This window comes from Streptomyces sp. NPDC015532, from assembly GCF_043078065.1.
Lineage (GTDB): Bacteria > Actinomycetota > Actinomycetes > Streptomycetales > Streptomycetaceae > Streptomyces.
This window is the reverse complement of the sequence record NZ_JBIBSY010000005.1, coordinates 262,739-289,615: the sequence shown is the minus strand read 5'-3', so window position 1 is coordinate 289,615 and position 26,877 is coordinate 262,739. Positions and strand designations below refer to the sequence as shown.

General features: G+C 69.8%; 26 protein-coding genes and 1 tRNA gene. 14 read left to right on the top strand and 13 right to left on the bottom strand.

What is annotated here, in order from left to right; genetic code table 11:
- Positions 1-215 precede the first annotated feature (215 nt).
- From paaA to ACF07B_RS18790, 6 genes are all read left to right on the top strand, one after another.
- On the top strand, positions 216-1,256 hold the full coding sequence (gene paaA / locus ACF07B_RS18815) for a 1,2-phenylacetyl-CoA epoxidase subunit PaaA (RefSeq protein WP_326786714.1): 1,041 nt from the start codon (positions 216-218) through the stop codon (positions 1,254-1,256).
- Positions 1,253-1,540 carry a 1,2-phenylacetyl-CoA epoxidase subunit PaaB gene (paaB, locus tag ACF07B_RS18810; protein WP_164372737.1) on the top strand — a complete coding sequence of 96 codons (288 nt, stop codon included), beginning with the start codon at positions 1,253-1,255 and terminating at the stop codon, positions 1,538-1,540. The genes paaA and paaB overlap by 4 nt, the downstream gene beginning before the upstream one ends.
- Positions 1,537-2,256, top strand: a complete 720-nt coding sequence (gene paaC, locus ACF07B_RS18805) for a 1,2-phenylacetyl-CoA epoxidase subunit PaaC (RefSeq protein ID WP_369480800.1) — start codon at positions 1,537-1,539, stop codon at positions 2,254-2,256. Before paaB ends, paaC begins: the two co-directional genes overlap by 4 nt.
- Positions 2,250-2,783: a 1,2-phenylacetyl-CoA epoxidase subunit PaaD gene (paaD, locus tag ACF07B_RS18800; RefSeq protein WP_362393700.1), complete on the top strand. Its 534-nt coding sequence runs from the start codon at positions 2,250-2,252 to the stop codon at positions 2,781-2,783. The genes paaC and paaD overlap by 7 nt, the downstream gene beginning before the upstream one ends.
- On the top strand, positions 2,783-3,847 hold the full coding sequence (gene paaE / locus ACF07B_RS18795; protein ID WP_392179685.1) for a 1,2-phenylacetyl-CoA epoxidase subunit PaaE: 1,065 nt from the start codon (positions 2,783-2,785) through the stop codon (positions 3,845-3,847). The genes paaD and paaE overlap by 1 nt, the downstream gene beginning before the upstream one ends.
- A gap of 119 nt (positions 3,848-3,966) precedes the next feature.
- Positions 3,967-5,100 carry an acyl-CoA dehydrogenase family protein gene (locus ACF07B_RS18790; protein WP_392179684.1) on the top strand — a complete coding sequence of 378 codons (1,134 nt, stop codon included), beginning with the start codon at positions 3,967-3,969 and terminating at the stop codon, positions 5,098-5,100.
- A gap of 118 nt (positions 5,101-5,218) precedes the next feature.
- Here ACF07B_RS18790 and ACF07B_RS18785 read toward each other — a convergent pair whose 3' ends face one another.
- The 4 genes from ACF07B_RS18785 to ACF07B_RS18770 all read right to left on the bottom strand — a co-directional run bounded on the left by ACF07B_RS18785 (position 5,219) and on the right by ACF07B_RS18770 (position 9,362).
- Positions 5,219-5,566 (bottom strand): rhodanese-like domain-containing protein, encoded by a 348-nt coding sequence (locus tag ACF07B_RS18785; protein WP_328670383.1) that lies wholly within the window; start codon positions 5,564-5,566, stop codon positions 5,219-5,221.
- A gap of 33 nt (positions 5,567-5,599) precedes the next feature.
- A complete protein-coding gene (locus ACF07B_RS18780) occupies positions 5,600-6,601 on the bottom strand; it encodes a hypothetical protein (RefSeq protein ID WP_392179683.1) in 1,002 nt (333 codons plus the stop codon).
- A gap of 350 nt (positions 6,602-6,951) precedes the next feature.
- The gene (locus tag ACF07B_RS18775) at positions 6,952-8,523 is read right to left on the bottom strand and encodes a DUF2252 domain-containing protein (protein ID WP_392179682.1); all 1,572 of its coding nucleotides are present in this window, start codon (positions 8,521-8,523) and stop codon (positions 6,952-6,954) included.
- 455 nt (positions 8,524-8,978) lie between these two features.
- A complete protein-coding gene (locus ACF07B_RS18770; protein WP_369480794.1) occupies positions 8,979-9,362 on the bottom strand; it encodes a winged helix-turn-helix transcriptional regulator in 384 nt (127 codons plus the stop codon).
- Positions 9,363-9,564: 202 nt separating this feature from the next.
- Between ACF07B_RS18770 and ACF07B_RS18765 the strand changes: the two genes are divergently transcribed.
- Entirely contained in the window at positions 9,565-10,218 is a 654-nt protein-coding gene (locus ACF07B_RS18765) for an FMN-dependent NADH-azoreductase (protein WP_392179681.1), read from the top strand.
- A 411-nt stretch (positions 10,219-10,629) separates the two neighbouring features.
- Here ACF07B_RS18765 and ACF07B_RS18760 read toward each other — a convergent pair.
- Positions 10,630-10,713, bottom strand: a tRNA-Leu gene (locus ACF07B_RS18760).
- 608 nt (positions 10,714-11,321) lie between these two features.
- On the opposite strand from ACF07B_RS18760, the gene ACF07B_RS18755 reads away from it, so the two are divergent.
- The 6 genes from ACF07B_RS18755 to pknB all read left to right on the top strand — a co-directional run bounded on the left by ACF07B_RS18755 (position 11,322) and on the right by pknB (position 19,466).
- On the top strand, positions 11,322-12,164 hold the full coding sequence (locus tag ACF07B_RS18755; RefSeq protein WP_362393723.1) for a DUF3662 and FHA domain-containing protein: 843 nt from the start codon (positions 11,322-11,324) through the stop codon (positions 12,162-12,164).
- A gap of 10 nt (positions 12,165-12,174) precedes the next feature.
- A complete protein-coding gene (locus ACF07B_RS18750) occupies positions 12,175-12,699 on the top strand; it encodes an FHA domain-containing protein (RefSeq protein ID WP_392179680.1) in 525 nt (174 codons plus the stop codon).
- A 120-nt stretch (positions 12,700-12,819) separates the two neighbouring features.
- A complete protein-coding gene (locus tag ACF07B_RS18745) occupies positions 12,820-14,358 on the top strand; it encodes a Stp1/IreP family PP2C-type Ser/Thr phosphatase (protein ID WP_392179679.1) in 1,539 nt (512 codons plus the stop codon).
- A 26-nt stretch (positions 14,359-14,384) separates the two neighbouring features.
- Positions 14,385-15,830, top strand: a complete 1,446-nt coding sequence (locus ACF07B_RS18740) for an FtsW/RodA/SpoVE family cell cycle protein (protein WP_392179678.1) — start codon at positions 14,385-14,387, stop codon at positions 15,828-15,830.
- Positions 15,827-17,308, top strand: a complete 1,482-nt coding sequence (locus ACF07B_RS18735; RefSeq protein ID WP_392179677.1) for a peptidoglycan D,D-transpeptidase FtsI family protein — start codon at positions 15,827-15,829, stop codon at positions 17,306-17,308. The genes ACF07B_RS18740 and ACF07B_RS18735 overlap by 4 nt, the downstream gene beginning before the upstream one ends.
- Positions 17,309-17,477: 169 nt before the next feature.
- Entirely contained in the window at positions 17,478-19,466 is a 1,989-nt protein-coding gene (gene pknB, locus ACF07B_RS18730) for a Stk1 family PASTA domain-containing Ser/Thr kinase (protein WP_392179676.1), read from the top strand.
- 164 nt (positions 19,467-19,630) lie between these two features.
- Here the strand turns inward: pknB and ACF07B_RS18725 are convergent, their stop codons facing one another.
- From ACF07B_RS18725 to ACF07B_RS18700, 6 genes are all read right to left on the bottom strand, one after another.
- Positions 19,631-20,392 (bottom strand): class E sortase, encoded by a 762-nt coding sequence (locus ACF07B_RS18725; RefSeq protein ID WP_392179675.1) that lies wholly within the window; start codon positions 20,390-20,392, stop codon positions 19,631-19,633.
- A 94-nt stretch (positions 20,393-20,486) separates the two neighbouring features.
- Complete coding sequence (locus ACF07B_RS18720; protein ID WP_392179882.1) at positions 20,487-21,560, bottom strand: class E sortase; 1,074 nt, start codon at positions 21,558-21,560, stop codon at positions 20,487-20,489.
- A 392-nt stretch (positions 21,561-21,952) separates the two neighbouring features.
- Positions 21,953-22,591, bottom strand: coding sequence for an aminodeoxychorismate/anthranilate synthase component II (locus tag ACF07B_RS18715; protein ID WP_266760638.1), 639 nt, complete (start codon positions 22,589-22,591; stop codon positions 21,953-21,955).
- The gene (locus ACF07B_RS18710; RefSeq protein WP_369480787.1) at positions 22,588-22,749 is read right to left on the bottom strand and encodes a hypothetical protein; all 162 of its coding nucleotides are present in this window, start codon (positions 22,747-22,749) and stop codon (positions 22,588-22,590) included. Before ACF07B_RS18710 ends, ACF07B_RS18715 begins: the two co-directional genes overlap by 4 nt.
- A 31-nt stretch (positions 22,750-22,780) precedes the next feature.
- Positions 22,781-23,506: a class E sortase gene (locus ACF07B_RS18705; RefSeq protein ID WP_392179881.1), complete on the bottom strand. Its 726-nt coding sequence runs from the start codon at positions 23,504-23,506 to the stop codon at positions 22,781-22,783.
- Positions 23,507-23,572: 66 nt separating this feature from the next.
- Entirely contained in the window at positions 23,573-24,352 is a 780-nt protein-coding gene (locus ACF07B_RS18700; protein WP_369480786.1) for a DUF881 domain-containing protein, read from the bottom strand.
- A gap of 142 nt (positions 24,353-24,494) precedes the next feature.
- Between ACF07B_RS18700 and crgA the strand changes: the two genes are divergently transcribed.
- Positions 24,495-24,749, top strand: coding sequence for a cell division protein CrgA (gene crgA / locus ACF07B_RS18695; RefSeq protein WP_326786732.1), 255 nt, complete (start codon positions 24,495-24,497; stop codon positions 24,747-24,749).
- A 290-nt stretch (positions 24,750-25,039) separates the two neighbouring features.
- On the opposite strand, the gene ACF07B_RS18690 is transcribed toward crgA, so the two are convergent.
- Together ACF07B_RS18690 and ACF07B_RS18685 are read right to left on the bottom strand one after the other, a co-directional pair.
- Positions 25,040-25,951, bottom strand: coding sequence for a rhomboid family intramembrane serine protease (locus ACF07B_RS18690; RefSeq protein WP_369480785.1), 912 nt, complete (start codon positions 25,949-25,951; stop codon positions 25,040-25,042).
- 150 nt (positions 25,952-26,101) lie between these two features.
- On the bottom strand, positions 26,102-26,635 hold the full coding sequence (locus ACF07B_RS18685) for a peptidylprolyl isomerase (protein WP_392179674.1): 534 nt from the start codon (positions 26,633-26,635) through the stop codon (positions 26,102-26,104).
- Between the last annotated feature and the right edge of the window lie 242 nt (positions 26,636-26,877).

Below are 26,877 nucleotides of genomic sequence, written 5' to 3'. Positions count from 1 at the left end.
CGGGCACCGTACCGCCGCGTCGTACCGCGCCACGACGTTCGCAAGCGAACCGTACTCAGCGCCGGGCCTCCGGCACAGTCCCACGGGTCACAACGGCCACGCAGAAGCGCATGAGGTTATCCACAGCGGTTGACACCGTACGGCGCTCGGCCGACCATTGTTGCGAATGGACCGAACGATCGGTCGGTCGGGAGCGAGAGGTCGAGGGGGACCGCATGGCGACAGCATCAGCGCACCACACGGCCCGCACACAAGCGGACGAAGCCGCCGACGAAGCGGCGCGCACAGCGGCGTACGAGGTCGTCTTCGACGCCGCGGTGGCGGCCGACGAACGCATCGAGCCCCGCGACTGGATGCCCGACGCCTACCGCTCCACCCTGGTCCGCCAGATCGCGCAGCACGCCCACTCCGAGATCATCGGCATGCAGCCGGAGGCCAACTGGATCACGCGCGCGCCCTCACTGCGCCGCAAGGCGATCCTGATGGCGAAGGTCCAGGACGAGGCAGGACACGGGCTCTACCTGTACAGCGCGGCCGAGACGCTCGGCGTCGGCCGCGACGAACTGCTGGACAAGCTGCACTCCGGCCGCCAGAAGTATTCGTCGATCTTCAACTACCCGACGCTGACCTGGGCGGACGTCGGCGCCATCGGCTGGCTCGTGGACGGCGCGGCGATCACCAACCAGGTCCCCCTGTGCCGCTGCTCGTACGGCCCGTACGCGCGTGCCATGGTCCGCGTGTGCAAGGAGGAGTCCTTCCACCAGCGCCAGGGGTACGAACTGCTGCTGGCCCTGAGCCAGGGCACCCCCGAGCAGCACGCGATGGCGCAGGACGCGGTCGACCGCTGGTGGTGGCCCTCCCTGATGATGTTCGGCCCGCCCGACGACGAGTCCTCGCACTCCGCCCAGTCGATGGCGTGGAAGATCAAGCGCCATTCGAACGACGAGCTGCGCCAGCGCTTCGTCGACATCGCCGTCCCCCAGGCCGAGTCCCTCGGCCTGACCCTGCCCGACCCCGACCTCGTGTGGAACGAGGAGCGGGGGCACCACGACTTCGGCGCCATCGACTGGACGGAGTTCTGGGACGTCCTCAAGGGCAACGGCCCGTGCAACGACCAGCGGATCACCCAGCGCCGGCGCGCCCACGAGGAGGGCGCGTGGGTACGGGAGGCGGCCGCGGCGTACGCCGACAAGCACACGAGCGGGACCGGCGGCTCCGCGAGCACGACCGGCGAGACAGGAGCGATCCGAGCATGACGAACACCGACTGGCCGCTGTGGGAGGTCTTCGTGCGCTCGCGCCGCGGGCTCTCGCACACCCACGCCGGCAGCCTGCACGCCCCGGACGCCGAGCTGGCGCTGCGCAACGCCCGCGACCTGTACACGCGCCGCGGTGAGGGCGTCTCGATCTGGGTCGTCCCGTCCGCCGCCGTCACGGCCTCCTCCCCCGACGAGAAGGACCCGTTCTTCGAGCCGTCCGCCGACAAGCCCTACCGGCACCCGACCTTCTACGAGATCCCGGAAGGGGTGAAGCACCTGTGACGCTCACCGTGAACACCGCGGCCGCCCTGGCCCTCGGCGACGACGCCCTGGTGCTCTCGCACCGGCTGGGGGAGTGGGCCGGTCACGCGCCCGTCCTCGAGGAGGAGCTCGCCCTGGCCAACATCGCCCTGGACCTGCTCGGCCAGGCCCGGGTGCTGCTGTCCATGGCCGGTGACGAGGACGAACTGGCGTATCTCCGCGAGGAGCGCGCCTTCCGCAACCTCCAGCTCGTCGAGCAGCCGAACGGCGACTTCGCGCACACCATCGCCCGGCAGCTCTACTTCTCGACCTACCAGCGGCTTCTCTACGCGCAACTGGCATCCGGGGAGAGCGAGTTCGCTCCCCTGGCCGCCAAGGCCGTCAAGGAGGTCGCCTACCACCAGGACCACGCCGAGCAGTGGACCGTGCGCCTCGGCGACGGCACGGACGAGAGCCACGAGCGGATGAGCCGGGCGTGCCAGGCGCTGTGGCGCTTCACCGGCGAGATGTTCCAGCCGCTCGACGGCGTCGACCTCGACTGGGACGGCCTCCGGGCCGCCTGGACGGAGTCCGTGGAAGCCACGCTGCGCCGGGCCACACTGACCGTCCCCGAAGGCCCGCGGACCGGGGCCTGGACGGCCGGCGCCGGACGCCAGGGCCTGCACACCGAGTCCTTCGGGCGGATGCTCGCCGAGATGCAGCACCTGCACCGCAGCCACCCGGGGGCGTCATGGTGACGACCACCGCCCTGGAGGAGGAACTGCGCAGGCTGGCCGGCTCCGTGCTCGACCCCGAACTGCCCGTTCTCACCCTGGACGACCTCGGTGTCCTGCGCGCCGTCCACCTCCGCGGCACGGACAGCGTCGAGGTCGAGCTGACCCCGACCTACACCGGCTGCCCGGCCGTCGAGGCCATGTCCACGGACATCGAGCGGGTGCTCCACGAGCACGGCATGCGCGAGGTCTCCGTGCGCACGGTGCTCAGCCCCGCCTGGTCGACCGACGACATCTCGGACGAAGGCCGCCGCAAACTGCGGGAGTTCGGGATTGCTCCGCCACGCGGCGATCGTCCCGCCGGGCCGGTGACCCTCGACCTGGGACCGACCCGGACGGCCGGCGCGGAACCGGAGCTGGAGCCCGTCCGCTGCCCGGCCTGCGGATCGGCCGACACCGAACTGCTCAGCCGCTTCTCCTCCACCGCGTGCAAGGCGCTGCGCCGCTGTCTGTCCTGCCGCGAACCGTTCGACCACTTCAAGGAGTTGTGATGGCCCGCTTCCACCCGCTCACGGTGGCCGCGGTCGACCGGATCACCGACGACTCCGTGGCCCTGACCTTCGCGGTGCCCGCGGAACTGCGCGAGGACTACCGGCATGCCGCCGGCCAGCATCTGGCACTGCGCCGCACGGCCGACGGCACGGAGATCCGCCGCACGTACTCCATCTGCTCGCCGGCGCCCTCCCCCGACGGCGAGGCGCCGCGCACCCTGAGGGTCGGCGTGCGCCTGGTCGACGGAGGCGCGTTCTCGACGTACGCGCTCAAGGAGATCGCCGTCGGCGACGCGGTGGAGGTGATGATCCCGGCGGGACGCTTCACCCTGGAACCCACGCCCGGCCTGTACGCGGCGGTGGTGGGCGGCAGCGGCATCACCCCGGTGCTGTCGATCGCCTCGACCCTGCTGGCGCGGGAGCCGGACGCGCGCTTCTGCCTGGTCCGCAGCGACCGTACGTCGGCCTCGACGATGTTCCTGGAGGAGGTCGCCGACCTCAAGGACCGCTATCCGCAGCGGTTCCAGCTGGTGACGGTCCTCTCCCGGGAGGAACAGCAGGCCGGGCTGCCGTCCGGTCGGCTCGACCAGGAGCGGCTGACCGGGCTGCTTCCGGCGCTGCTGCCCGTGGACCGGGTGGCGGGATGGTTCCTGTGCGGGCCGATGGGGCTCGTCCAGGGCGCCGAGCGGGCGCTGCGCGGGCTCGGGGTGTCCCGGACGCGCGTCCACGAGGAGATCTTCCACGTGGACGCCGCCACCACGACTCCTTCCTCCGTAGCGGCACCCGCGCACAGCACGGTCACCGCACGGCTCGACGGACGCGGCGGCACCTGGCCCGTCCAGGCCGGCGAGTCGCTGCTGGACGCGGTCCTTCGCAACCGACCGGACGCTCCCTACGCCTGCAAGGGCGGCGTGTGCGGCACCTGCCGGGCGTTCCTCGTCTCGGGCGAAGTGCGGATGGACCGCAACTTCGCGCTGGAACCGGAGGAGACGGAGGCCGGGTACGTACTGGCCTGTCAGTCTCATCCCGCCACGGAGAAGGTCGAGTTGGACTTCGACCGCTGAGAAGGAGTGGCCGATCGTCGGCCGTTCCCTTCTCGTAGAACCTGTTCTATCTTGACGCACCGTCAGATCAGGCTTTCCGTCTGGTCGTTGATCCGGTGCGTGCGCGGGAGGACGGGATCGTGGACTTCACCTTCACCGAGGAGCAGCAGGCGGCGGCCGAGGCGGCGCGGGGGGTGTTCGCCGGGGTCTCTCCCGACGGGGTACCCAGTCCCGCGCTCACCGCGGGTGCCGTCGCCGAGGACTTCGACCGGCCCTTGTGGGCGAGGCTCGCCGACGCGGACCTGCTGAGCCTGCTGCTCGACGAGGAGGCCGGCGGGGCGGGCCTCGACGCCATCGCGCTCTGCCTGCTGCTGCGGGAGTCGGCGAAGGTGCTGGCACGGGTACCGCTGCTGGAGAACAGCGCGGCGGCGGCTGCCGTACGCCGCTTCGGCGGCGAGGAGTTGAGGGCGGAACTGCCGGCACGGGCCGGCCGGGGCGAACGCGTGCTGACCGTCGCCGCCAACGGCCGGACCGGTCACGACCCGGCCGAACGCGCCGTGACCGCACGGCGGGACGGCGCGGGGTGGGTCCTGGACGGCGTGCAGACGGCGATCCCCTGGGCCTGCGACGCCGACTTCGCCCTCGTGCCCGCTCACACGGACGCCGACCGGACCGTCCTCGCGCTGGTCCCCCGCGACCACGAGGGGGCCGTGCTCGCCGAGCAGATCTCCACGACCGGTGAACGGCTCGGCGAGCTGCGGTTGCGGTCCACGCGGATCGCCGCCCGGGATGTCATCGACGCGCCGGGGGCGTGGGAGTGGCTGCGCGCCCTGCTGGCCACCGGCACGTGTGCGCTGGCCCTCGGGCTCGGAGAGGAGGTGCTCCGGATGACGAGCGCGTACACGAGCAAGCGGGAGCAGTTCGGGTTCCCCGTGGCCACGTTCCAGGCGGTCGCCGTCCAGGCCGCCGACCGCTACATCGACCTGCGCGCCATGGAGGCCACTCTCTGGCAGGCCGCGTGGCGGATCAGCACGGGCGCCGACGGCCCGCTCCCGGCCGCCGGTGATGTCGCCGTCGCCAAGATCTGGGCGTCCGAAGGGGTACGCCGGGTCGTGCAGACCGCGCAGCATCTGCACGGTGGATTCGGCGCCGACACCGAGTACGCGCTGCACCGGTACCACGCCTGGGCCAAGCAGCTGGAACTCTCGCTCGGCCCGGCGGCGGCACACGAGGAAGCCCTGGGCGACCTGCTGGCAGCACATTCCCTCGGGTGACAGACCCCAGCCTCCGGACGTCCCCGGGGGAACGGACCTGGACCGCAGACACTGCCCGGAGTGGCTGCGCCCGGGCCTCAGACAGAACCCGGTATTTCCCGCGGTCGGCGGGCCCGGGCTACAGCACGAAGCCGGGCTCGCCCTTGGCGTTCACGACCGGGCGGCCGGCGGCCTCCCAGATCTGCATGCCGCCCTCGACATTCGCGGCGTCGATGCCCTGCTGGACCAGATACATGGTGACCTGGGCCGAACGGCCGCCGGAGCGGCAGATCACGTTGACCCGGCCGTCCTGCGGGGCCGCCTCGGTCAGCTCGCCGAACCGGGCGACGAAGTCGCTCATGGGAATGTGCAGTGCCCCCTGGGCATGGCCCGCCTCCCACTCGTCGTCCTCCCGGACGTCCAGCAGGAAGTCGTCGACCGCGAGATTGTCGACCCCGACCGTGGGCACACCAGCTCCGAAACTCATGCCTCCGACGCTACCCGACCGCGCCGATGAAGCTCAGGGACCCTGGGCGATCAGCGTCGCCAGTTCGTGCTCACGCTCGCCGACCTGCGTCAGCAGTTGTTCGGCGATCTCCTCCAGAAGGCGGTCCGGGTCTTCCGGGGCCATCTTGAGCATGGCGCCGATGGCGCTCTCCTCCAGCTCGCGCGCGACGAGAGTGAGCATCTCCTTGCGCTGGGAAAGCCATTCGAGCCGGGCGTAGAGCTCCTCGCTGCGGCTCGGCTTCCACTCCTCGGGCGCGGGACCCGCGGCCCACTCCGCGGCCAGCTCCCGCAGCAACGCCTCGTCGCCCCTGGCGTACGCGGTGTTCACGCGGGCGATGAAATCGTCACGCCGCTTGCGCTCGTCGTCGTCCTGCGCGAGATCCGGGTGGGCCTTGCGGACCAGCTCACGGAAGAGCTTGCGGGCCTCCTCGCTCGGACGCACACGCTGCGGAGGCCGTACGGGCTGGTCCGTGAGCATGGCCACAGCCTCGGGAAACAGTCCGTCCGAGTCCATCCAGCCGTGGAACAGCTCCTCGACACCGGGCATGGGCATGACCCGCGCCCGTGCCTCGTGCGCCTTGAATATGTCCTCCGGGTCACCGGTGAGCGCGGCACGCGCCTCGGCGATCTGGGCGTCCAGTTCGTCGAGCCGGGAGTACATGGGACCGAGCTTCTGGTGATGCAGCCGGGAGAAGTTGTCGACCTCGACGCGGAAGGTCTCCACGGCGATCTCGAACTCGATCAACGCCTGCTCGGCCGCTCGCACAGCCCGCTCCAGACGGGCCTCGGGCCGGTCCTCCGCGGCCTGAGCCGGGCTCTGCCCCGCATCGGCCCGATCCTCGGTCTGCCCCTCGCCCTGCACCCCGGAAGGGGCGTCCGCGCCCTCCGCGTCCGTGAGGCGGCCGTCGTCGCCGGGGGAGGCTTGGGGAGTCTCGCCCTCCGGGGCACCGGAGTGTTCCCGGCCCCCCTCGAAGGCGGGCTCGGACTGGCTCTGATCGGCTTCCGGGGTCGTCACCCGACCAGCGTAGGCCACACTCCCCCGGGTCTCACTGCCTTCCCCGCCCCTACAGCCACCTGACCGGCCACAACGACCCCAATGCCCCCAACCACCCCGATCATCCCGATCGCCGGTTCCGGCATCGGAACCGGCGTCGGCGCACCCGCACCGTCACCCGCACCCGCACCCGCACCGAGAGCGGAACCGGCAGGCATAGGCGGCGACGGGCACCGGACGACCGGGCAGCGACGGACAGCGGCGGCCGACAGCCTGGGGCAGCGGCGGCCGGCAGCGACAGCCGGCAGCGGCTCTCCCCCACGCCCCCGGTCAGGAGCGATCCGTCACACCTCCGGTTCGGAAGCGATTCGTCACACCCCCGGTTCGGAAGCGATCCGTCCGCTTCGGACCGCCGCCGTCAGGGCCGCGTGGTCCGCCTCCGTGCGGTCCGCGTAGGCGACGGCGAAGGAGGCGACGGCCTCGTCCAGCTCCTCGTTCTTGCCGCAGTACCCGGCTATCAGGCGCGGGTCCGCGCTGTGGCTGTGGGCGCGCGCCAGCAGGGCACCGGTCATGCGGCCGTAGTCGTCGATGTGGTCGGCGGGCAGCGCGGCGGGGTCGACACTGCCCTTGCGGTTGCGGAACTGACGGACCTGGTAGGGGAGACCGTCGACCGAGGTCCAGCCGAGAAGGATGTCGCTGACCACCTGCATGCGCTTCTGGCCGAGGACGACTCGGCGACCCTCGTGGGCCGCCTCGGGCAACGGATGGCCGATGGTCGCCAGGTGCGGGAGCAGCGCCGAGGCGCGGGCCTCCTTGACCTGGAGGACCAGGGCTTCGCCGCGGTGGTCCAGGAGCAGCACGACGTACGAGCGGGTACCGACGCTGCCGGTGCCGACGACGCGGAAGGCGACGTCGTGCACCGCGTAGCGGGCGAGCAGGGGAAGGCGGTCCTCGGAGACCGTCGTCAGATAGTGCTCCAGGGACGCCGCGACCGCGGCCGCCTCCGCGTCGGGAACGCGGCGCAGCACGGGTGCCGCGTCGACGAAGCGACGGCCACCGCCGTCCACGGCCTCGGTCGACCTGGCGGCGAACCGTCCGCTGGTGTTGGCCCGCGCCTTCTCGGAGACCCGCTCCAGAGTGCCGAGGAGGTCATGGGCGTCGGTGTGCGAGACGAGTTCCTCGTCCGCGATGGCGTTCCAGGCGTCCAGCACCGGCAGTTTGGCCAGCAGGCGCATGGTGCGGCGGTACGCGCCCACACAGTCGCGCGCGGCATCGCGGCAGGTGTCCTCGTCGGCGCCGGCCTCCCGGCCCGCGAGCACGAGCGAGGTGGCGAGCCGCTTGAGGTCCCACTCCCAGGGGCCGCGCACCGTCTCGTCGAAGTCGTTCAGGTCGATGACCAGGCCACCGCGCGCGTCTCCGTACAGGCCGAAGTTCGCCGCGTGGGCGTCGCCGCAGATCTGGGCGCTGATCCCGGTCATCGGCGTGCGGGCGAGGTCGTACGCCATGAGGCCGGCGCTGCCGCGCAGGAACGCGAAGGGTGTGGCCGCCATCCTGCCGACCCGTATCGGGGTGAGCCCGGGGATCCGGCCCCGGTTGGACTCCTCGACCGCGGTCACGGCGTCCGGCCGGTCGGCGTCGACCAGCAGTTCGGCGTGCGCCGCGCGCGGGACCCGGCCGCGCAGGGCCTTCCCCTCTTCCTTGGGCGAGTCCTTCACCGGCCAGGCGGCGAACCCCGGAACCGCGAAGCCCCGGACCCCGAACGCCTCGGCCGTCCGCCCGTCCTCGGGGGACGGCGTCCGCGCGGGCTCCGGCACGGACGCGTTCCCGTCCTGCCCGCCGCCGTTGTCCTGACCTACCGGACCGGCCAGCTCGACCAGCCCTGCCCTTCCCGTCGGCGCCGGCGCCGTCTGCCGCTCCGCCCCCGCTGTACCGACCTCGGCCATCACGACCGCCTCCCCCGCGCACGAACATCAATTCGTGCTGACCGTACAGCCGGCCGGGAAAACGCGTCAGGCCCTGTGGACAACTCCACAGGGCCCGGGAAGGCAGCCGTGCACACCGTTCGACCGGCGGCGTCTCAACTGCCGCACCACGCACGTCTCAAGCACGTCAGCGGCAGGGCACGGCGGGCTCGGCACGGCAGCCGGCCCGGCACAGAAAGTGCCCCGGCACAGCAGCCGGCCCGGCACAGCGAGCGCCCCTGTACAGCAGCCGGCCCGCACAGCGAGCAACCGGGTACAGCAGCCGACCCGGTACAGCAAGCGGCCCGCTCACATGGGCGGCACCGCACGACTGGCTCGGCACGGTGAGCGACTCGGCACTTCGGCGGCGGGAAAGCCGGCTCGGGCGCGATGAATCGGTCACTTCGGCGGCGCGAGGCCGGCTCAGGCGCGTCGCGTCACAGCCCGGTCCGCTGTCGCGGCTTCGCCCGGCAGGGCCCGCCCTCCGGCAGGTACCTCTCCGCCCAGGACCCCAGCTCCTTGAGGGCCGGTTCCAGCGCCGCGCCCGCCTCCGTCAGGGCGTAGCAGACACGCAGCGGTGGGCCCTCGTCGACATTGCGCACGACAAGCCCGGCCGCGCCGAGTTCGGTGAGCCGGTCCGAGAGCATCCGCTCGCTGATGCCGGGGATCGCCCTGCGCAGATCGGCGAAGTGGACGGGGTGCGGCATCAGGACCGCGACGACGAGACCCGTCCATCGTTTCCCGAGCAGCGTGAAGACACGGGTCATGCCGTCGTCGACCTTCTGGCACGGCCCCGCGTCGTGGCTTCCCGGTTCTGCCATGAGCCCAGGGTACTGCGTCCTCACAAGGGGATGAAAAAAAGTAAGTGACTGTGTTATCTCTAGTTAGGAACGAAAGAGAAGCCCATCAAGGGCGACTCGCCCCTTGTGACAGCCCTGCCCTGATCCGGTTCACGACCCCACCCGGAGTCCGGTCCACCTCGGCCGCTGCCACCCCATACACCCCTTTTGCCTGGAGATCATCATGGCCACCCTCCTCCACATCGACTCGTCCGCCTCCCCGGACGGCGCCTCCATCTCGCGTGCCGTCACCAAAGCCTTCCGCGCGGCCTGGGAGGAGCAGCATCCCGACGGCACGGTGATCCACCACGACCTCGCCGCGCACCCCGTGCCGCACATCACGGCCGACGCCCACAGCGCCGGCTTCGCCGCCCCGGAGACGCACACCCCCGGACAGGCCGAGGCCTTCGCCGCGCGCGTGAAGCTGATCGAGGAGGTGGAGAACGCGGACGCGATCCTGATCGGCGCCCCCATGTACAACTTCTCCATCCCCTCGACCCTCAAGGCCTGGCTGGACAGCGTCGTCCTCATCGGGCGCACCGCGATGGCGGAGGACGCGAAGGCCAAGGGCACCCCGGTCACCGTCGTCGCCAGCCGCGGCGGCTCGTACGCGCCGGGCACTCCGCGCGAGGGCTTCGAGTACGTGCAGAACTATCTGAAGGCCGTGCTGGGCGACATGCTCGCCCTCGACGTCGAATTCATCGTCCCGGAGCTCACCATGGCCCCGCACAACCCGGCGATGTCCGATCTGGTCCCGCTCTTCGAGGCGTCCCGGACCAAGGCCCTCGACGAGGCCGCCGCCCGGGCCAAGAAGGTCGCGGCACGCGTCGCCGCCTGATCACGGCACCCGGCAACCACCGCTCCACCCACCGGACTCGGTACGACGGCACAGCGACACAACGGCGCACGGCCCCGCAGGGCAGGACACCCCACCCTGCGGGACTCCGCTCCACCCAAGGGCCGAAGGGTCAGGCCCATCGGTTCTCCGGCTCTTCCGGTTCTCCGGGTCTTCCGGTTCTCCGGGTCCTCCGGGTCCTCCAACGTCCGTTCGCCGGCCGCCACCCCGCCAACTCCCCGCCGCCGCATGAGAGCATCGTCACACTTCACAGCGCCCCCGGGTCTCCGTGCGACCCGCGACGAGCGGCACCACCCGTCGTGCGACACCGCGCGCGATGCGGGGAAGCGTGACGGAGGCACCCCGGACAACGCGAAAGCCCCTCAGGTCGAGGACCTGAGGGGCTTTCAGCTGTGCGCGAGGGGGGAGTTGAACCCCCACGCCCTTTCGGGCACTGGAACCTGAATCCAGCGCGTCTGCCTATTCCGCCACCCGCGCATTGGGTGTGTCTTCCGTCTCCCGCTTTTGCTCCGCGGGCGCCTTCCGACATGCAGAAGATTAGCACGGTGCCAGGGGTGGAATCACATCCCTTTCCCCCGGCCCCCACGCCCGCGCACGGCCGGGCCCGCGCGCCCGGCCCTCCACTGCTCCACAGGCCCGCCGCCCTTGCCCCGCCCGGGCTCCCGGCCCGAGCGGCTCCGCGTCCCGCGCCGGCCGGCTCCTCACCAGCGCCCCGGCACGCGTCACACGTTTCAGACAGAACCGGTTCACGTATCAACCTCGTACCGGTCCAGCGCATCTCCCCAGGAGTCGGACGGACCGCACAGTCAGGTGCGGGACACTGGTCGGGGGGCGCCTCTACGATCCATGGCAGAAGCAGTGCCGGGAAGAGTTCGAAGAGGGGCCTCTCAGGGAACTTCGGGAGGGGACTTCGGAAGGTGTCGACAACCCGTCGACCGTGCCGACAGGGGGAACCAGCCGATTTCCCGACGCGTGGATACGATCAGTAAGCAGTACCAGCAAGGCCGGGTAGGCCGGCTGGTCCAGCAGGGCCGGAAAGACGACAGCAAGCTGTACCAGGACGGCAACGACGGAGGAGGTGCCCCATGGGAGTCCTGAAGAAGTTCGAGCAGCGTCTCGAAGGTCTGGTCAACGGCACCTTCGCCAAGGTGTTCAAGTCCGAGGTCCAGCCCGTGGAGATCGCCGGAGCGCTCCAGCGCGAGTGCGACAACAACGCCACGATCTGGAACCGCGACCGGACCGTCGTCCCGAACGACTTCATCGTCGAACTGAGCACGCCCGACTTCGAGCGGCTCAGCCCCTACTCCGGCCAGCTCGGCGACGAGCTCGCCGGAATGGTCCGCGACTACGCCAAGCAGCAGCGCTACACCTTCATGGGCCCCATCAAGGTCCACCTGGAGAAGGCGGACGACCTCGACACCGGCCTGTACCGGGTCCGCAGCCGTACGCTCGCCTCCTCCGCCAATCAGCAGTCCCCCGAGCGTGCCCCCGCGGGCCCCGCCCCGGCGGGCCGCGGAGCCCAGGGTGGCTACGGCTACCCGCCCGCGGCGGCCGCTCCCCCCATGCCGTCCGCGCCGCCGCCCGGCGGCCGTCCGGGCATGGCACCCGCGGGTGCCCGGCCCCCGGCCGGCCCGGCGGCGGGTGGCCGTATGCGGCATTGGGTCGAGATCAATGGCGCACGCCATCAGATCTCCCGCCCGACGCTGGTGCTGGGCCGCAGCACTGAAGCCGACGTGCGGATCGACGACCCCGGCGTATCGCGCCGGCACTGTGAGATCCGGACCGGAACGCCCTCGACGATCCAGGATCTCGGGTCCACCAACGGCATCGTGGTGGACGGGCAGCACACAACCCGCGCTACGCTCCGCGACGGCTCGCGGATCGTCGTGGGCAGCACCACCATCATTTACCGGCAAGCCGAAGGGTGAAGCGGGGGCAATGTCAGAGCTGACCCTCACGGTCATGCGGCTGGGTTTCCTGGCCGTACTGTGGCTGTTCGTGATCGTGGCCGTGCAGGTCATCCGCAGCGACCTGTTCGGAACGCGCGTCACACAGCGCGGCTCCCGCAGGGAGGCTGCGAGGCCTCAGCAGGCCGCGCGGCAGGCCGCGCCTCCGCAGCAGCGCCAGCAGCAGGCGCCTGCCACCGGCGGCGGGCGGCAGCGTCGCGGCGCACCATCCAAGCTGGTCGTCTCGGAGGGCACCCTCACGGGCACGACCGTCGCGCTCCAGGGGCAGACCATCACCCTGGGCCGAGCGCACGACAGCACCATCGTGCTGGACGACGACTACGCGTCCAGCCGGCATGCCAGGATCTACCCCGACCGGGACGGCCAGTGGATCGTCGAGGACCTCGGCTCCACCAATGGCACGTATCTCGACCGGAGCCGGCTGACGACCCCGACGCCCGTTCCGCTGGGCGCGCCGATCCGCATCGGCAAGACCGTCATCGAGCTGCGGAAGTAGTACGACAATGAGCGAGCGGAGCGAGCACGCAGCGGCGGTCCACACAAGGAACCCCGGCGCGCTCCCGACCGGAGGGTGGGCACCGTGCGGATGTACCCGGAGCCGACGGGCGAGGTGCGCATGAGTCTGTCACTGCGCTTCGCCGCCGGATCGCACAAAGGCATGATCCGCGAGGGCAACGAGGACTCGGGCTACGCCGGTCCCCGCCTGCTCGCGATCGCCGACGGGATGGGCGGCCAGGCCGCCGGTGAGGTCGCCAGCTCCGAGGTGATCTCCACCATCGTCGCGCTCGACGACGACGTACCCGGATCCGACATCCTCACCTCGCTCGGCACCGCCGTTCAGCGTGCCAACGACCAGCTCCGGCTGATGGTCGAGGAGGACCCGCAGCTCGAGGGCATGGGCACCACGCTCACCGCCCTGCTGTGGACCGGACAGCGGCTCGGTCTCGTCCACGTCGGCGACTCCCGCGCGTACCTGCTGCGGGACGGCGTGCTCACGCAGATCACCCAGGACCACACCTGGGTGCAGCGCCTCGTCGACGAGGGCCGCATCACCGAGGAAGAGGCCACCACCCACCCGCAGCGCTCCCTGCTGATGCGCGCGCTGGGCAGTGGCGACCACGTCGAGCCCGACCTCTCGATCCGCGAGGTCCGCGCCGGCGACCGGTACCTGATCTGCTCCGACGGCCTCAGCGGTGTCGTCTCCCACCAGACGATGGAAGACACCCTCGCCAGCTACCAGGGCCCGCAGGAGACCGTGCAGGAGCTCATCCAGCTCGCGCTGCGCGGCGGCGGCCCCGACAACATCACCGTCATCGTGGCCGATGTCCTCGACATCGACTCCGGTGACACTCTCGCGGCGCAGCTCTCCGACACCCCTGTGGTGGTCGGCGCGGTCGCCGAGAACCAGCTCCAGCTGCACGACAACGGCGCCATGCAGACGCCCGCCGGCCGTGCCTCCGGCCTGGGCCGGCCCGTGCCCGGCCAGGGCGGCGGCGAGTTCGGCCCGCCGGGCAGCGGCGACACCACCGGCTACGTCTCCACGAGCAGCTTCGGCGACTACTCGGACGACGACTTCGTCAAGCCGCGCAGCGGACGCCGGTGGCTGAAGCGATCCTTCTACGTCGTCCTGACCCTCGCCGTCATCGGCGGCGGCCTGTACGGCGGCTACCGCTGGACGCAGACGCAGTACTACGTCGGCGCCCAGGACGAGCACGTCGCCCTCTACCGCGGCATCAGCCAGGACCTGGCCTGGGTCTCGCTCTCGAAGGTCGAGAAGGACCACCCCGAGATCGAACTCAAGTACCTGCCGCCGTACCAGCAGAAGCAGGTCAAGGCGACCATCACCGAAGGCGGCCTCGCCGACGCGAAGGCGAAGATCGACGAACTCGCCGTGCAGGCCTCCGCCTGCCGCAAGGACGCGCAGCGCCGCGACGCCGAGAGCCAGAACAGCACGAAGCCCAGTTCGGGCAAGGCCGACGGAACCACGGGAACCACAAAGACCTCCCTGACGTCCAAGGCCACGTCCAGCCCGAGCCCGACCCCGTCGAGCTCGGCACCTTCGTCCTCCAAGTCCACGACCGCACCCACTCCCACACCCGGCCCCAGCCTCTCCACCGAGGAGCAGAAGCTGGTCTCGCTGTGCGGTAAGCAGTAAGAAGCCGTGAGGGGCCCTGTCACACGATGAGCAGTAGTACGAACACGCCGACACACCACACGTCCACGATCGGGTCGATCGGCGCACCCAGCCGACGCAACACCGAACTGGCCTTGCTGGTGTTCGCGGTCGTCATCCCGGTCTTCGCCTACGCCAACGTGGGCCTGGCCATCGACGACAAGGTGCCCACCGGCCTGCTGAGCTACGGCCTGGGCCTCGGCCTGCTGGCCGGCGTCGCCCACCTCGCGGTGCGCAAGTTCGCTCCGTACGCGGACCCGCTGCTGCTCCCGCTGGCCACGCTCCTCAACGGGCTCGGCCTGGTGATCATCTGGCGGCTCGACCAGTCCAAGCTGCTCCAGTCGATCAAACAGGCGGGCAACGCGGCACCACGCCAGCTGCTGTACACGGCGCTGGCCATCGCCCTGTTCGTCGGCGTGCTGTTCTTCCTGAAGGACCACCGCGTCCTGCAGCGCTACACCTACATCTCCATGGTCGGCGCCCTGGTCCTGCTGCTGCTCCCGCTGGTCCCGGGACTCGGTGCCAACATCTACGGCGCCAAGATCTGGATCTCGGTCGCCGGATTCTCCATCCAGCCCGGTGAGTTCGCGAAGATCGTCCTCGCGATCTTCTTCGCCGGCTACCTGATGGTGAAGCGCGACGCGCTCGCCCTGGCCAGCCGCCGCTTCATGGGTCTGTACCTGCCGCGCGGCCGTGACCTCGGCCCCATCCTCGTGGTCTGGTTCATCTCGATCCTGATCCTGGTGTTCGAGACCGACCTCGGTACGTCGCTGCTGTTCTTCGGAATGTTCGTCATCATGCTGTACGTCGCCACCGAGCGGACCAGCTGGATCGTCTTCGGTCTGCTGATGTCGGCGGGCGGCGCGGTCGGTGTGGCGACCTTCGAACCGCACATCCAGACGCGTGTCCAGGCCTGGCTCGACCCGATGCACGAGTACATGCTCAGCCAGTCCGGGGTCAAGGACGGCATCATCCACTCCGAGCAGGCCATGCAGGCGCTCTGGGCGTTCGGCTCCGGCGGCACCCTCGGCACCGGCCTCGGTCAGGGCCACTCCGAGCTCATCCGCTTCGCCGCCAACTCCGACTTCATCCTCGCCACGTTCGGCGAGGAACTGGGCCTCGCCGGAGTCATGGCGATCCTGGTGCTCTACGGCCTGATCGTCGAGCGCGGCATCCGCACGGCGCTCGCGGCCCGCGACCCGTTCGGCAAGCTCCTCGCCGTCGGCCTCTCCGGCGCCTTCGCCCTCCAGGTCTTCGTGGTCGCCGGCGGCGTCATGGGCCTGATCCCGCTGACCGGTATGACGATGCCGTTCCTGGCCTCCGGCGGTTCCTCCGTCATCGCCAACTGGGCACTCGTCGGCGTACTGATCCGCATCAGCGACACCGCCCGGCGCCCGGCACCAGCACCCGCCCCCAGCCCCGACGCCGAGATGACCCAGGTGGTCCGCCCGTGAACAAGCCCCTGCGCCGGATCGCGATCTTCTGCGGGCTCCTCGTCCTCGCCCTGCTCCTCCGCGACAACTACATCCAGTACGTCCAGGCGGACAGCCTGCGGACCGACTCGCACAACCGCCGCGTCGCCATCGAGCGGTACGCCACACCGCGCGGCGACATCATCGTCGACGGCAACCCGATCACCGGGGCCACCGAGACGAAGAAGAACGGCATCAACGACTTCGTCTACAAGCGCACCTACAAGGACGGCCCCATGTGGGCGCCGGTCACCGGGTACGCCTCGCAGGCCTTCGACGCCTCCCAGCTGGAGAAGCTGGACGACGGGATACTCACCGGCAACGACGACCGGCTCTTCTTCCGCAACACCCTCGACATGATCACGGGCAAGGGCAAGCAGGGCGGCAACGTCGTCACCACCCTGAACGCCGCCGCGCAGAAAGCGGCCTACAAGGGCCTGCTGCGCCAGGGCAAGGGCGCCGTCGCCGCGATCAACCCGCAGACCGGCGCGATCCTGGCGCTGGCCTCCACCCCGTCGTACGACCCCTCCGCCTTCGCCGGGAACACCAACGCCGACGCGAAGGCCTGGAACAAGCTCCAGAAGAAGAACAACCCCGACGACCCGATGCTCAACCGGGCGCTGCGCGAGACCTACCCGCCCGGCTCCACCTTCAAGGTGGTCACCGCGGCGGCGGCCCTGGAGAACGGCCTGTACACGACGGCCGACCAGCACACCGACACCCCGCTGCCGTACATCCTGAAGGGCACGCGGACCGAGCTGAAGAACGAGGGGAACATCCCCTGCAAGGACGCGACCATGCGGATCGCGCTCCGCTACTCGTGCAACACCGTCTTCGGCAAGATCGGCACCGACCTCGGCAAGGACAAGATGCTGGCGGAGGCCGAGAAGTTCGGCTTCGGCTCCGAGCAGCTGACGCCGGTGCGCTCCAACGCCTCGGTCTTCCCCAAGTCGATGGACCCGGCGCAGACCGCGCTCAGCTCCATCGGCCAGTTCGAGACCGCCGCGACCCCGCTGCAGATGGCCATGGTGGCCTCCGCGGTGGCCAACAACGGCACGCTCATGAAGCCCTACATGGTGGACAAGCTGCAGGCGCCCAGCCTGGACGTCATCTCGCAGACCGAGCCGGAGAAGCTGAGCCAGCCGCTCTCGGAGTCCAACGCCCAGATCCTTCAGTCCATGATGGAGACGGTCGTCAAGGAGGGCACCGGTACGGCGGCGCAGATCTCCGGCGTCACCGTAGGCGGCAAGACCGGTACCGCCCAGCACGGCGTCGCCAACAGTGAGAAGCCTTACGCGTGGTTCATCTCCTACGCCAAGCTTCCCGACGGCAGCTCCCCGGTCGCCGTGGCCGTGGTCGTGGAGGACGGCAGCGCCAACCGTGACGACATCTCGGGTGGTGGTCTCGCCGCCCCCATCGCGAGGGACGTGATGAAGGCAGTCATCGACAGCAAGAAGTGACCCCGCTCACGTCCCCATCACATCGGTGCACGTTGCGATACCGGTCCTGTCACGGGTGACGCTCTAGGCCAGGTCACACAAGCCGATCCGGGTACGGTATGCCCGGACAGCACACCGCCGGACCACACAAGGTGCGGTCGGGACCGACGGAGAGGGCTGGTAGGTAGCTATGGAAGAGCCGCGTCGCCTCGGCGGCCGGTACGAGCTGGGCCACGTGCTCGGCCGTGGTGGCATGGCGGAGGTCTACCTCGCGCATGACACCCGGCTCGGCCGTACGGTGGCGGTGAAGACGCTGCGGGCCGACCTCGCACGCGACCCGTCGTTCCAGGCCCGGTTCCGCCGGGAGGCCCAGTCGGCCGCCTCGCTCAACCATCCCGCGATCGTCGCCGTCTACGACACGGGTGAGGACTACATCGACAACACCTCCATCCCGTACATCGTGATGGAGTACGTCGACGGGTCCACGCTGCGCGAGCTGCTGCACTCGGGACGCAGACTGCTGCCCGAGCGGTCCATGGAGATGACCATCGGCATCCTCCAGGCCCTGGAGTACTCGCACCGCGCCGGCATCGTCCACCGCGACATCAAGCCCGCCAACGTCATGCTGACGCGCAACGGCCAGGTCAAGGTCATGGACTTCGGCATCGCCCGCGCCATGGGCGACTCCGGCATGACGATGACGCAGACGGCCGCGGTCATCGGCACGGCCCAGTACCTCTCTCCCGAGCAGGCGAAGGGCGAACAGGTCGACGCCCGCTCGGACCTCTACTCCACCGGCTGCCTGCTGTACGAACTGCTGACCGTGCGCCCGCCCTTCGTGGGCGACTCCCCGGTGGCCGTCGCGTACCAGCACGTCCGCGAGGAGCCCCAGCCCCCGTCGGTCTTCGACCCCGAGATCACGCCCGAGATGGACGCGATCGTGCTGCGGGCCCTCGTCAAGGACCCGGACTACCGCTACCAGTCCGCCGACGAGATGCGCGCCGACATCGAGGCCTGCCTCGACGGCCAGCCCGTCGCGGCCAGTGCCGCCATGGGCTCGGTCGGCTACGGCTACGGCGACGACCAGCCGACCACGGCCCTGCGCTCCACGGACGCCCAGGCCACGTCGATGCTGCCGCCCATGAACCCGGACGACGGCGGCTACGGCTACGACGACCGCCCCGACCGCCGCCGGCAGAAGAAGACCAACACCTCGACGATCCTCCTGGTCGTCGCTGGTGTCCTGGTGCTCATCGGCGCGATCCTCATCGGGAAGTACGCGTTCTCGGGCAAGGGGACGAGCGGCGAGTCGTTCAAGGTTCCCAACTTCGTGAGCCAGACGCTGCCGGGTGCCCAGAAGATGGCGGAGAACCGCGATCTGACGCTCGCCCCCACACGCAAGCCGTGCGCGGAGGAGCCCAAGGGCAACATCTGCTCGCAGGACCCGCCCTTCGGCTCGACGGTGAACAAGGGCGACACGATCAACGTCGTCGTGTCCACCGGGGCGCCGAAGGTCTCGGTGCCGAGCGTCAAGGGCAAGACCCTGGACGAGGCCGAGCAGATCCTCAAGGACGAGAAGTACGGGTTCACGGTCAAGACCAAGTACGAGGAGTCCGAGGAGGAGCCGAACAGGGTTCTGGAGCAGAACCCTGGTCTCGGTGACGAGGTCGAGAAGGGGTCGACCATCACCCTGACCATCTCCAAGGAGAAGAAGCAGTCCGTCGTCCCGGACGTCTCCGGCAAGAACTGCGACCAGGCCAAGGCGCAGATGACGGCCAACGGCCTCGTGGGCGAGTGCGTCGACACGGAGACCGACGACCAGAACCTGGTCGGCAAGGTCATCCAGACGACCCCGACGGCCAACACGCAGGCGGACCCCGGCTCCAAGGTGCAGATCCAGATCGGCAAGGCCAAGCAGCAGTCGACGGTGCCGAACGTCGTCGGCAAGACCGTGGCCGAGGCGAGGCAGATCCTCCAGGGCGCCGGCTTCAACAACATCCAGTTCCAGCCCGGCAGCGACGGAAGCGACGACGCCAGGGTGATCGGCCAGAACCCGGTCGCCAACAGCCCGGTCGACAGCCCGGACAACACGGCGGTCACGCTGACCACGGTGAAGTTCGGCAACAACGGCGGCAACAACGACGGTGGCGGCGGCCTCTTCGGCGGCAACAACGGATAGGTCCCACCAAGGACCGCACTCGGGCGACCGACGCGAAGGGCCCCGGCACTCTCTTGAGTGCCGGGGCCCTTCGCGTCGGTTCAAGGACCGAGGGTCGCCGTCCGCCGGCCCGTTGGAGAACCGAGGTCCCGCGAGGACGTCAGGGCGACCGCGAGCCGCCAGGGTCAGCGCAGTTCCTTCGGCAGGGTCCGGGCGTTGTCGACCTTGTCCACGCGCTGCAGTTCGCCCCACACCACGTAGCGGTAGCGGGAGGTGTACACCGGGGTGCAGGTAGTCAGCGTGATGTAGTGGCCGGGCTTCGTCCTGCCGGACTGCTTCGGGACCGTCTGGAGAACCGTGACGTTGTACTTCGAGGTCTCCGGGAGGATGTCGAAGACCTTGTAGACGTACCACTTGTCCCGGGTCTCGAAGACGATCGCGTCGCCCTTGCCGATCTTGTCGATGTTGTGGAACTTGGCTCCGTGGCCGTCCCGGTGGGCGGCGAGGGTGAAGTTGCCGTTCTTCCCGTTCATCGGCAGGGACGACTTGACGGGTTCCGTGTAGTAGCCGGCGACACCGTCGTTGAGGATCTTCGTCGCCGTGCCCTTCTCGACCAGGACCTCGCCGTTCTTCATCGCCGGGACGTGCAGGAAGCCGATGCCGTCCTTGGTGTCCAGCGCGCCCGGACCGCTCGGGGCCTGCGCCCAGTGGTCGCGGACCTTGTCACCCTGCTTGTGCGCCTCGCGGTCGGCGACGACGTTCGTCCACCACAGCGAGTAGACGACGAACAGGCCGAGCACCAGCCCCACCGTGATGAGGAGTTCGCCGAAGACGCTCACCGTCATCGCGAACCATCCCATGGGCCTGCGCCCGCCGGGCGCCTCACGGGCGGCCGCGTACCCGGCTGCCCGTGAGGCGCGTTCGTCGTGGTCGGTCCTCGCTGCCACTGTTCATCTGCCCCGTCTGGTCTGTCTCAGGATTTCTCTCGTGCACGTCCCGCCCGCGCGCGCGTCGTGTCCCCACGCGCGCCGGCGTCCGTCCTCAGCCGAGCAGCGCGTCGGGCTTGCCCTTGCTCCGCGGCCGGTCCTCGACCATCTTGCCCCAGACGATCATCCGGTACTTACTGGTGAACTCCGGTGTGCAGGTGGTCAGCGTGATGTAGCGGCCCGGCCCGGTGAAACCCGAACCCTTGGGGATCGGATCGAGCACGCTCGTGTTGCTCGGACTCGTCACCGGCAGGATCGACGCCATCTTGTAGACGTAGTAGTCGTCCTGTGTCTCGACGATGATCTCGTCGCCCGGCTTGAGGCGGTTGATGTAGCGGAACGGTTCGCCGTGGGTGTTGCGGTGCCCGGCGAGCGCGAAGTTGCCGGTCTTGGCGTCGGGCATCGCCGTCTTGAGGGGCGCCTCGCCGTAATGGCCGACCATGCCGCGGTCGAGCACCTTCGGCTTGCTGATGCCCTCCGCGATCGGAGCGACCACGTCCAGCTTCGGGATGTGCAGGATGGCGAAGCCCTGCCCGGGCGAGAACGCCCCCGGATTGCGCTTGCCGTTCGCCCAGTCCTGCTGAAGGCTGCTCGCCTCGTTGCCCGCCTGCTGGTGCGCCCGCACGTTCGACCACCAGAGCTGGTAGGTCACGAACAGCAGCATCAGCACGCCGGTGGTGATGAACACCTCGCCGACCATCCGGCTCACGAGGACCGCTCCGCCCGGTTTCGACGCCCGCGCCGCGCGCCGGGCGTCCATCCGGCTCCCAGGGGCCCCTACGGCCGCCTGAGCCGCTTCCTGGGGCTCATGAGGGTCCTGGGACCCTCCGCGCCCTCCACGCCGCCTGGCGGCCTTACGGCGGGCCGCACGGCCGCCCGAAGCGGGGCCGTCCTCGCTGTCGCCCGCCGGCGCGCGGCGCCGCGTCCTCGCGGGCGGGCCGGGAAGACGCAACGCGACGGTCTCGTCGTCCAACGGCCGCCTCGGCGCCACCGGTTCGGCCACCGGTTCCGGCACGGGAGCGGCCACAGGTCCGCGGTAATGGGCGGCCGCGGGCTCCTCGTAGTGCGGGGCGTACGCCCGCTCGTACTCGTCCGCGTAGGACGGTGCCGACGCCGGGCCGGAAGGCATCGCCTGCGCCCGGAGCGCTTGGGCCTGGGCCTGCGCCTGCGCCTGCGCCTGCGCCTGCGCCTGCGCCCGAACCGCCTGGGCCTGGGCTTGTGCCTGGGCTTGTGCCTGCGCCGCCTGGGCGGCATACGCCTGTGCCTGCGCCGCCTGAGCGGCCTGCACCTGCGCGGCCTGGATCCTGGCGGCCTGGTCCTGCTGCTGTGCGGCGTACCAGTCGGGTCCGTACCCGCCCTGGTCGTAACCCTGCTGCGGCACAGCGTGACCCTGGCCCTGGCCGGGCAGCGGATCCGTCAGCGGGTCCGCGAGCCCTCCGACCGCCGCCTCGAACGCGCCGGCGCCCCCGTACGCGGCCTCGCCGCCGTAGGGGGAGCTGTCGCGCTCGGGGCGCAGCGCGGTCACGCCGTGGCCCTGCCCACCACCGGGGCGAGCCCCGCCGACCTCGCCACGGCCACCTTGTCGCCACATTCGAGCAGCCAGTTGGCGAGCATCCGGTGGCCGTGCTCGGTCAGCACCGACTCCGGATGGAACTGCACGCCCTCGACCGGCAGTTCACGGTGTCTGAGACCCATGACGATTCCGTCGTGCGTGCGGGCCGTGACCTCCAGCTCGGCCGGTACCGTCTCCGGCTCGGCGGCCAAGGAGTGATAGCGGGTCGCCGTGAAGGGCGACGGCAGTCCGGCGAAGACGCCCTTGCCCTGGTGCTCCACGAGGGAGGTCTTCCCGTGCAGCAGCTCGGGCGCCCGGTCGACCACACCCCCGTACGCCACCTGCATCGACTGCATCCCGAGGCAGACACCGAAGACGGGGACCCCGGTCGCGGCACAGTGCCGGACCATGTCGATACAGACACCGGCCTGTTCCGGAGCGCCGGGCCCCGGGGACAGGAGGACACCGTCGAAGCCGTCCTGGGCGTGCGCGGTCGACACCTCGTCGTTGCGCAGCACCTCGCACTCCGCGCCCAACTGGTACAGGTACTGGACCAGGTTGAAGACGAAGCTGTCGTAGTTGTCCACAACGAGGATGCGCGTGCTCACTGGTTGTCCACCGTCACATCGTTGAAGGGCAGCAGTGGTTCGGCCCACGGGAAGATGTACTGGAAGAGCACGTAGACCACCGCCAGGCCGAGCACGAGTGAGATCAGCGCCCTCACCCACACGCTCCCCGGCAGATGCCGCCAGATCCAGCCGTACATGCCGTCCCTTCCGTCGCCGTACGCCAACAGACTAACGGCGCAGAGCCGCCGGTTTCCCTGCCTCCACAGGCTGTGTGGAGTCAAGATGTGCCCAGACGATCAACCGATGGCTGTGCCCCCACTCCGGATCGCACGTGGTCAGCGTGAGATAGCGCCCCGGACGCGTATACCCGGACTTACGTGGCACAGGGTCGATCACCTCAATGTCGGAGGGCACCGTTTTGTAGGGGCCTTTGTCGATCCGATACGTGAACCAGGTCGTCCCGTCCGTCAGCACCACGGCGTCACCCCGCCGGAGCTCGGGAAAGTCCTTGAACGGATCGCCGTACGTGCGCCGGTGACCCGCGACAGAGAAGTTGCCCTCCTGGCCGAGCTGGGCGGTCCCCCGGTAGTGGCCGAGCCCCTTCTTCAGCACCTGTGTGGCCGTGCCTTCGAGCACGGGCTTGTTCCACGTGAAACCAAGACGCGGGATGTACATGACCGCGAACGGGCCGCCGTACGTGTAGGGGCCGGGCGCCTTCGGGCTCCCGGTGGCCGTCCCGCCGACGCTGCCCTGGCCTCCCGAATCGTCCGGCCCGGGCTTCGGCGACCGGGTCACCGCGCCCTGCGCCCACTGTTTCTGGAGCACTTCGATCTGGTGGTCCATCGCGCTGTCGGCCTTGACCCCCGTCCAGAACAGCACGTAGACCACGAAGAGCACGATCACGGTGCCGATGGTCAGGCACAGCTCACTGATCGTCCTGACGACCACTCGCACCGACACAAGGCCCCCCGGCGGCAGCTCGCTCTCAGGCTTCGCCCACTGCTCCGCGAGGTCCGGCGCCTACTCCACGGGCTTCGCGTAGTGGAGATCCACTGTGCCCGAGTAGCCGGGAAGAGTCACCGTCCCGTTCTCCTCGACTTTCCAGCCGAGCCCGTAGACGTTGACGTACACCATGTAGTTCTGGATCGCGGGCGAGGACGCGAGCGACTTCTGGAGCTTCGCCGGGTCCCCGACGGCGGTGATCTTGTACGGGGGCGAGTAGACGCGGCCCTGCAGGATCAGGGTGTTGCCGACGCAGCGCACGGCGCTGGTGGAGATCAGCCGCTGGTCCATCACCTTGATGCCCTTGGCGCCGCCCTGCCACAGGGCGTTCACCACCGCCTGGAGGTCCTGCTGGTGGATGACGAGGTAGTCGGGCTGCGGCTCGGGGTAGCCGGGAAGCTTCGCCGTCGCGTTGGGCGGGGCGTCATTGAGCGTGACCGTGACGGCCTCACCCTTGACCTTCCGGGTGCCCGCGCCCTTCTCCAGCGCCGCGAGCCGCGCGTCCCCGGCCGCGCTGTTGCCGTCCTCGCTGCCGGCGAGGCCGTCCACATCGCGGCGCAGGGCGCCGTTGGACTCGTCCAGCGTCGCGTTCTTGTGGCTGCGCTCCTGAATCAGGTCGGAGAGCTTCAGCAGAGACGAATCCGTACGGATGTTCGTCCCCTTGGCCGTGTCGAAGCTCGTGAAGAAGATGAGGCCCGCGAGGGCGAAGACGGCCACGGTGAGGACACGAACCGGCCGGAAACGTCGCGTACCGCCAGGACTGGAATTCATCCCGGGGGAGTCGGCAGAATTGCTCAACGTACCCTTATCTCCTTCGGCGCCGCGGAAGCACTACGCTAACGGACGCCCGGGGGAGCGCTCAGTGTCCCCTTGTACGCTGCCCCGGAGCCCGCCCCAGTTCCCTGCGCGGCCACGCAGCGCATCGACAGGAGAGACCCTCGTGCCGAAGTCACGTATCCGCAAGAAGGCCGACTACACGCCGCCCCCGGCGAAGCAGGCGACCAACATCAAGCTGACCAGCAACACCTGGGTCGCCCCAGCCATGCTGGCCATGTTCCTCATCGGCCTCGCCTGGATCGTCGTCTTCTACGTGACGGACGGCACCCTGCCGATCGACGCGCTCGACAACTGGAACATCGTGGTCGGCTTCGGCTTCATCGCGGCCGGGTTCGGCGTCTCCACACAGTGGAAGTGACCGTCCTCGCCCACTCGGAGGCGGCACGGGCACGAGCTCTGCCCACAGCTCTCCACTGAGTTATCCACAAGAGTTGTCCACAGGTGGAAAAGAAAGACGATCTGTGGATAACTCACGGGCGGTTGACGCCGGTGTGACTGCTCCACTGATCCCCGTAAACCTGTTCGCCCCCTGTCCGACCTGGGAAAACTCGGGTCAGTGACAGGGGGCACAGTTGTTCCCGCCCGGCGTGCACAAGATCGGCCACGATCTGTGGACAACATCACTTCTCAGGTGAGCCGTGCCCTCCCTCAGGTGAGCTGAGCCGTCCTGAGCAGCGTCGTGACGACCACCACGCCCAGCACCAGTGCGGACACGCCGTACTGGACGAGGTTCCTCCGCTCCCGCGGAGCGTGGACCATGGCGTAGCCCACCACCACACCGCCGATCAGACCGCCGACGTGTGCCTGCCAGGCGATGTTGAAGCCGGGTGAGAAGCTGATGATCAGGTTGACCACCAGCAGGCCGATGACCGGACGCATGTCGTAGTTGAGCCGGCGCATCAGGACCGCGGTGGCGCCGAACAGGCCGAAGATCGCGCCGGAGGCGCCGAGCGACGGCTGCTGGGGGGCGGCGAGCAGATAGCTGAGCGCGCTGCCCGCGAACCCCGAGACGAAGTAGAGGGTGATGAAGCGGGCGCGGCCGAGCGCCGCTTCCAGGGGGCCGCCGATCCACCACAGGCTGACCATGTTGAACAGGATGTGCATGACGCCGCCGTGCAGGAACATCGACGTCAGCATGCGGTACCACTGGCCTTCGGCCACGCCCTGGACCTCGCCGGAGAGCAAGGCGCGCCCGAAGAGGTCGAAGCGGTTGGTGAAGGCGTCACCCACCGAGACCTGGACGAGGTAGATGGCCAGGTTGAGGCCGATCAGCACCTTGGTGACGAGCCGCGGGTCGGACGCGACGGTGCCGCCCGCGAGAGTGCGGGGCTGGTTGGCCGCCGGGGCGTGCCCGGTGCCGGAGCCGCCGCGGACGCAGTCGGGGCACTGAAAGCCGACGGAGGCGCTGACCATGCACTCGGGGCAGATGGGGCGCTCGCAGCGGGTACACCGCACGCCGGTCTCACGGTCCGGGTGGCGGTAGCAGCCGGGCAGGCTCCCGGCGTCCTGCGGTTCCTGGTCCCGCGGTCCCTGAGGACTGCCGGGCGGCTGCTGGTCCATGGGGTCCCCTCAATCTCCGTACGGCGGCTCGCACACGGTCACAGCGGGTCCGGGGCAACGCACCGCCCCGTCCATCCTTACGGATGAACGGGGCGTTTGGTTCCCTTGCGGGACGCTTCGGGCTCAAGGGCCAGGAGCCCGGCGCGGGGCTCAGCGTTCGCGGGTCTCGACGACGACCGACTCGATCACGATGTCGTCGACCGGGCGTTCCGTGCGCGGGCTGGTCGGGGTGCCGGCGATGGTGTCCACGACCTTCTGACTGGCCGCGTCCGTGATCTCACCGAAGATGGTGTGCTTGCGGGTCAGCCAGGCCGTCGGGGCGACGGTGATGAAGAACTGGGATCCGTTGGTGGCCGGGCCCGCGTTGGCCATGGCCAGCAGGTAGGGCCGGTCGAACCGGAGGTCCGGGTGGAACTCGTCCTCGAACTGGTAGCCGGGGCCCCCGGTGCCGTTGCCCAGCGGGTCGCCCCCCTGGATCATGAAGCCCTTGATCACCCGGTGGAAGACCGTGCCGTCGTACAGCTTGTCCATGGACGTCACACCCGTCTCCGGGTTGACCCACTCACGCTCACCCGTGGCGAGTTCGACGAAGTTCCGGACCGTCCTCGGCGCGTGGTTCGGCAGGAGCCGGATGTCGATGTCGCCCTGGCTGGTCTTCAGGGTGGCGTAAAGCTGCTCGGCCACGTTCTGCCTTCCGTTGCCTTCTCTTGACTGCCCGATCCTCGCACGGACCGGACCGCCCGGCCCCTGACCGCCACCCCCGGACGCACGTGCGGACGCGGGCCCGCAGAACAACGTCGGGCGCACGGAAAGCCGGGCGGGCGAAAGGTCGTCCGTACAGAAATTCGTGCGTACGGAAATCACGTCGCGTCGCGCCGGACGGGAGCGGGCGGCGGCGATCCGTGGCATTGTCGACGACAAGCTCC

What these genes read in the sequence shown, in the direction of transcription:
- ACF07B_RS18750 (WP_392179680.1), top strand. Translation starts at nt 12,175, where the DNA reads ATGTCAGAGCTGACCCTCACGGTCATGCGGCTGGGTTTCCTGGCCGTA.
- ACF07B_RS18740 (WP_392179678.1), top strand. Translation starts at nt 14,385, where the DNA reads ATGAGCAGTAGTACGAACACGCCGACACACCACACGTCCACGATCGGG.
- ACF07B_RS18720 (WP_392179882.1), bottom strand. Translation starts at nt 21,560, where the DNA reads ATGCCTTCCGGCCCGGCGTCGGCACCGTCCTACGCGGACGAGTACGAG.
- ACF07B_RS18770 (WP_369480794.1), bottom strand. Translation starts at nt 9,362, where the DNA reads ATGGCAGAACCGGGAAGCCACGACGCGGGGCCGTGCCAGAAGGTCGAC.
- pknB (WP_392179676.1), top strand. Translation starts at nt 17,478, where the DNA reads ATGGAAGAGCCGCGTCGCCTCGGCGGCCGGTACGAGCTGGGCCACGTG.
- paaE (WP_392179685.1), top strand. Translation starts at nt 2,783, where the DNA reads ATGGCCCGCTTCCACCCGCTCACGGTGGCCGCGGTCGACCGGATCACC.
- ACF07B_RS18775 (WP_392179682.1), bottom strand. Translation starts at nt 8,523, where the DNA reads ATGGCCGAGGTCGGTACAGCGGGGGCGGAGCGGCAGACGGCGCCGGCG.
- ACF07B_RS18785 (WP_328670383.1), bottom strand. Translation starts at nt 5,566, where the DNA reads ATGAGTTTCGGAGCTGGTGTGCCCACGGTCGGGGTCGACAATCTCGCG.
- ACF07B_RS18745 (WP_392179679.1), top strand. Translation starts at nt 12,820, where the DNA reads ATGAGTCTGTCACTGCGCTTCGCCGCCGGATCGCACAAAGGCATGATC.
- ACF07B_RS18690 (WP_369480785.1), bottom strand. Translation starts at nt 25,951, where the DNA reads ATGGACCAGCAGCCGCCCGGCAGTCCTCAGGGACCGCGGGACCAGGAA.
- paaB (WP_164372737.1), top strand. Translation starts at nt 1,253, where the DNA reads ATGACGAACACCGACTGGCCGCTGTGGGAGGTCTTCGTGCGCTCGCGC.
- ACF07B_RS18755 (WP_362393723.1), top strand. Translation starts at nt 11,322, where the DNA reads ATGGGAGTCCTGAAGAAGTTCGAGCAGCGTCTCGAAGGTCTGGTCAAC.
- ACF07B_RS18765 (WP_392179681.1), top strand. Translation starts at nt 9,565, where the DNA reads ATGGCCACCCTCCTCCACATCGACTCGTCCGCCTCCCCGGACGGCGCC.
- ACF07B_RS18710 (WP_369480787.1), bottom strand. Translation starts at nt 22,749, where the DNA reads ATGTACGGCTGGATCTGGCGGCATCTGCCGGGGAGCGTGTGGGTGAGG.
- paaD (WP_362393700.1), top strand. Translation starts at nt 2,250, where the DNA reads ATGGTGACGACCACCGCCCTGGAGGAGGAACTGCGCAGGCTGGCCGGC.
- paaA (WP_326786714.1), top strand. Translation starts at nt 216, where the DNA reads ATGGCGACAGCATCAGCGCACCACACGGCCCGCACACAAGCGGACGAA.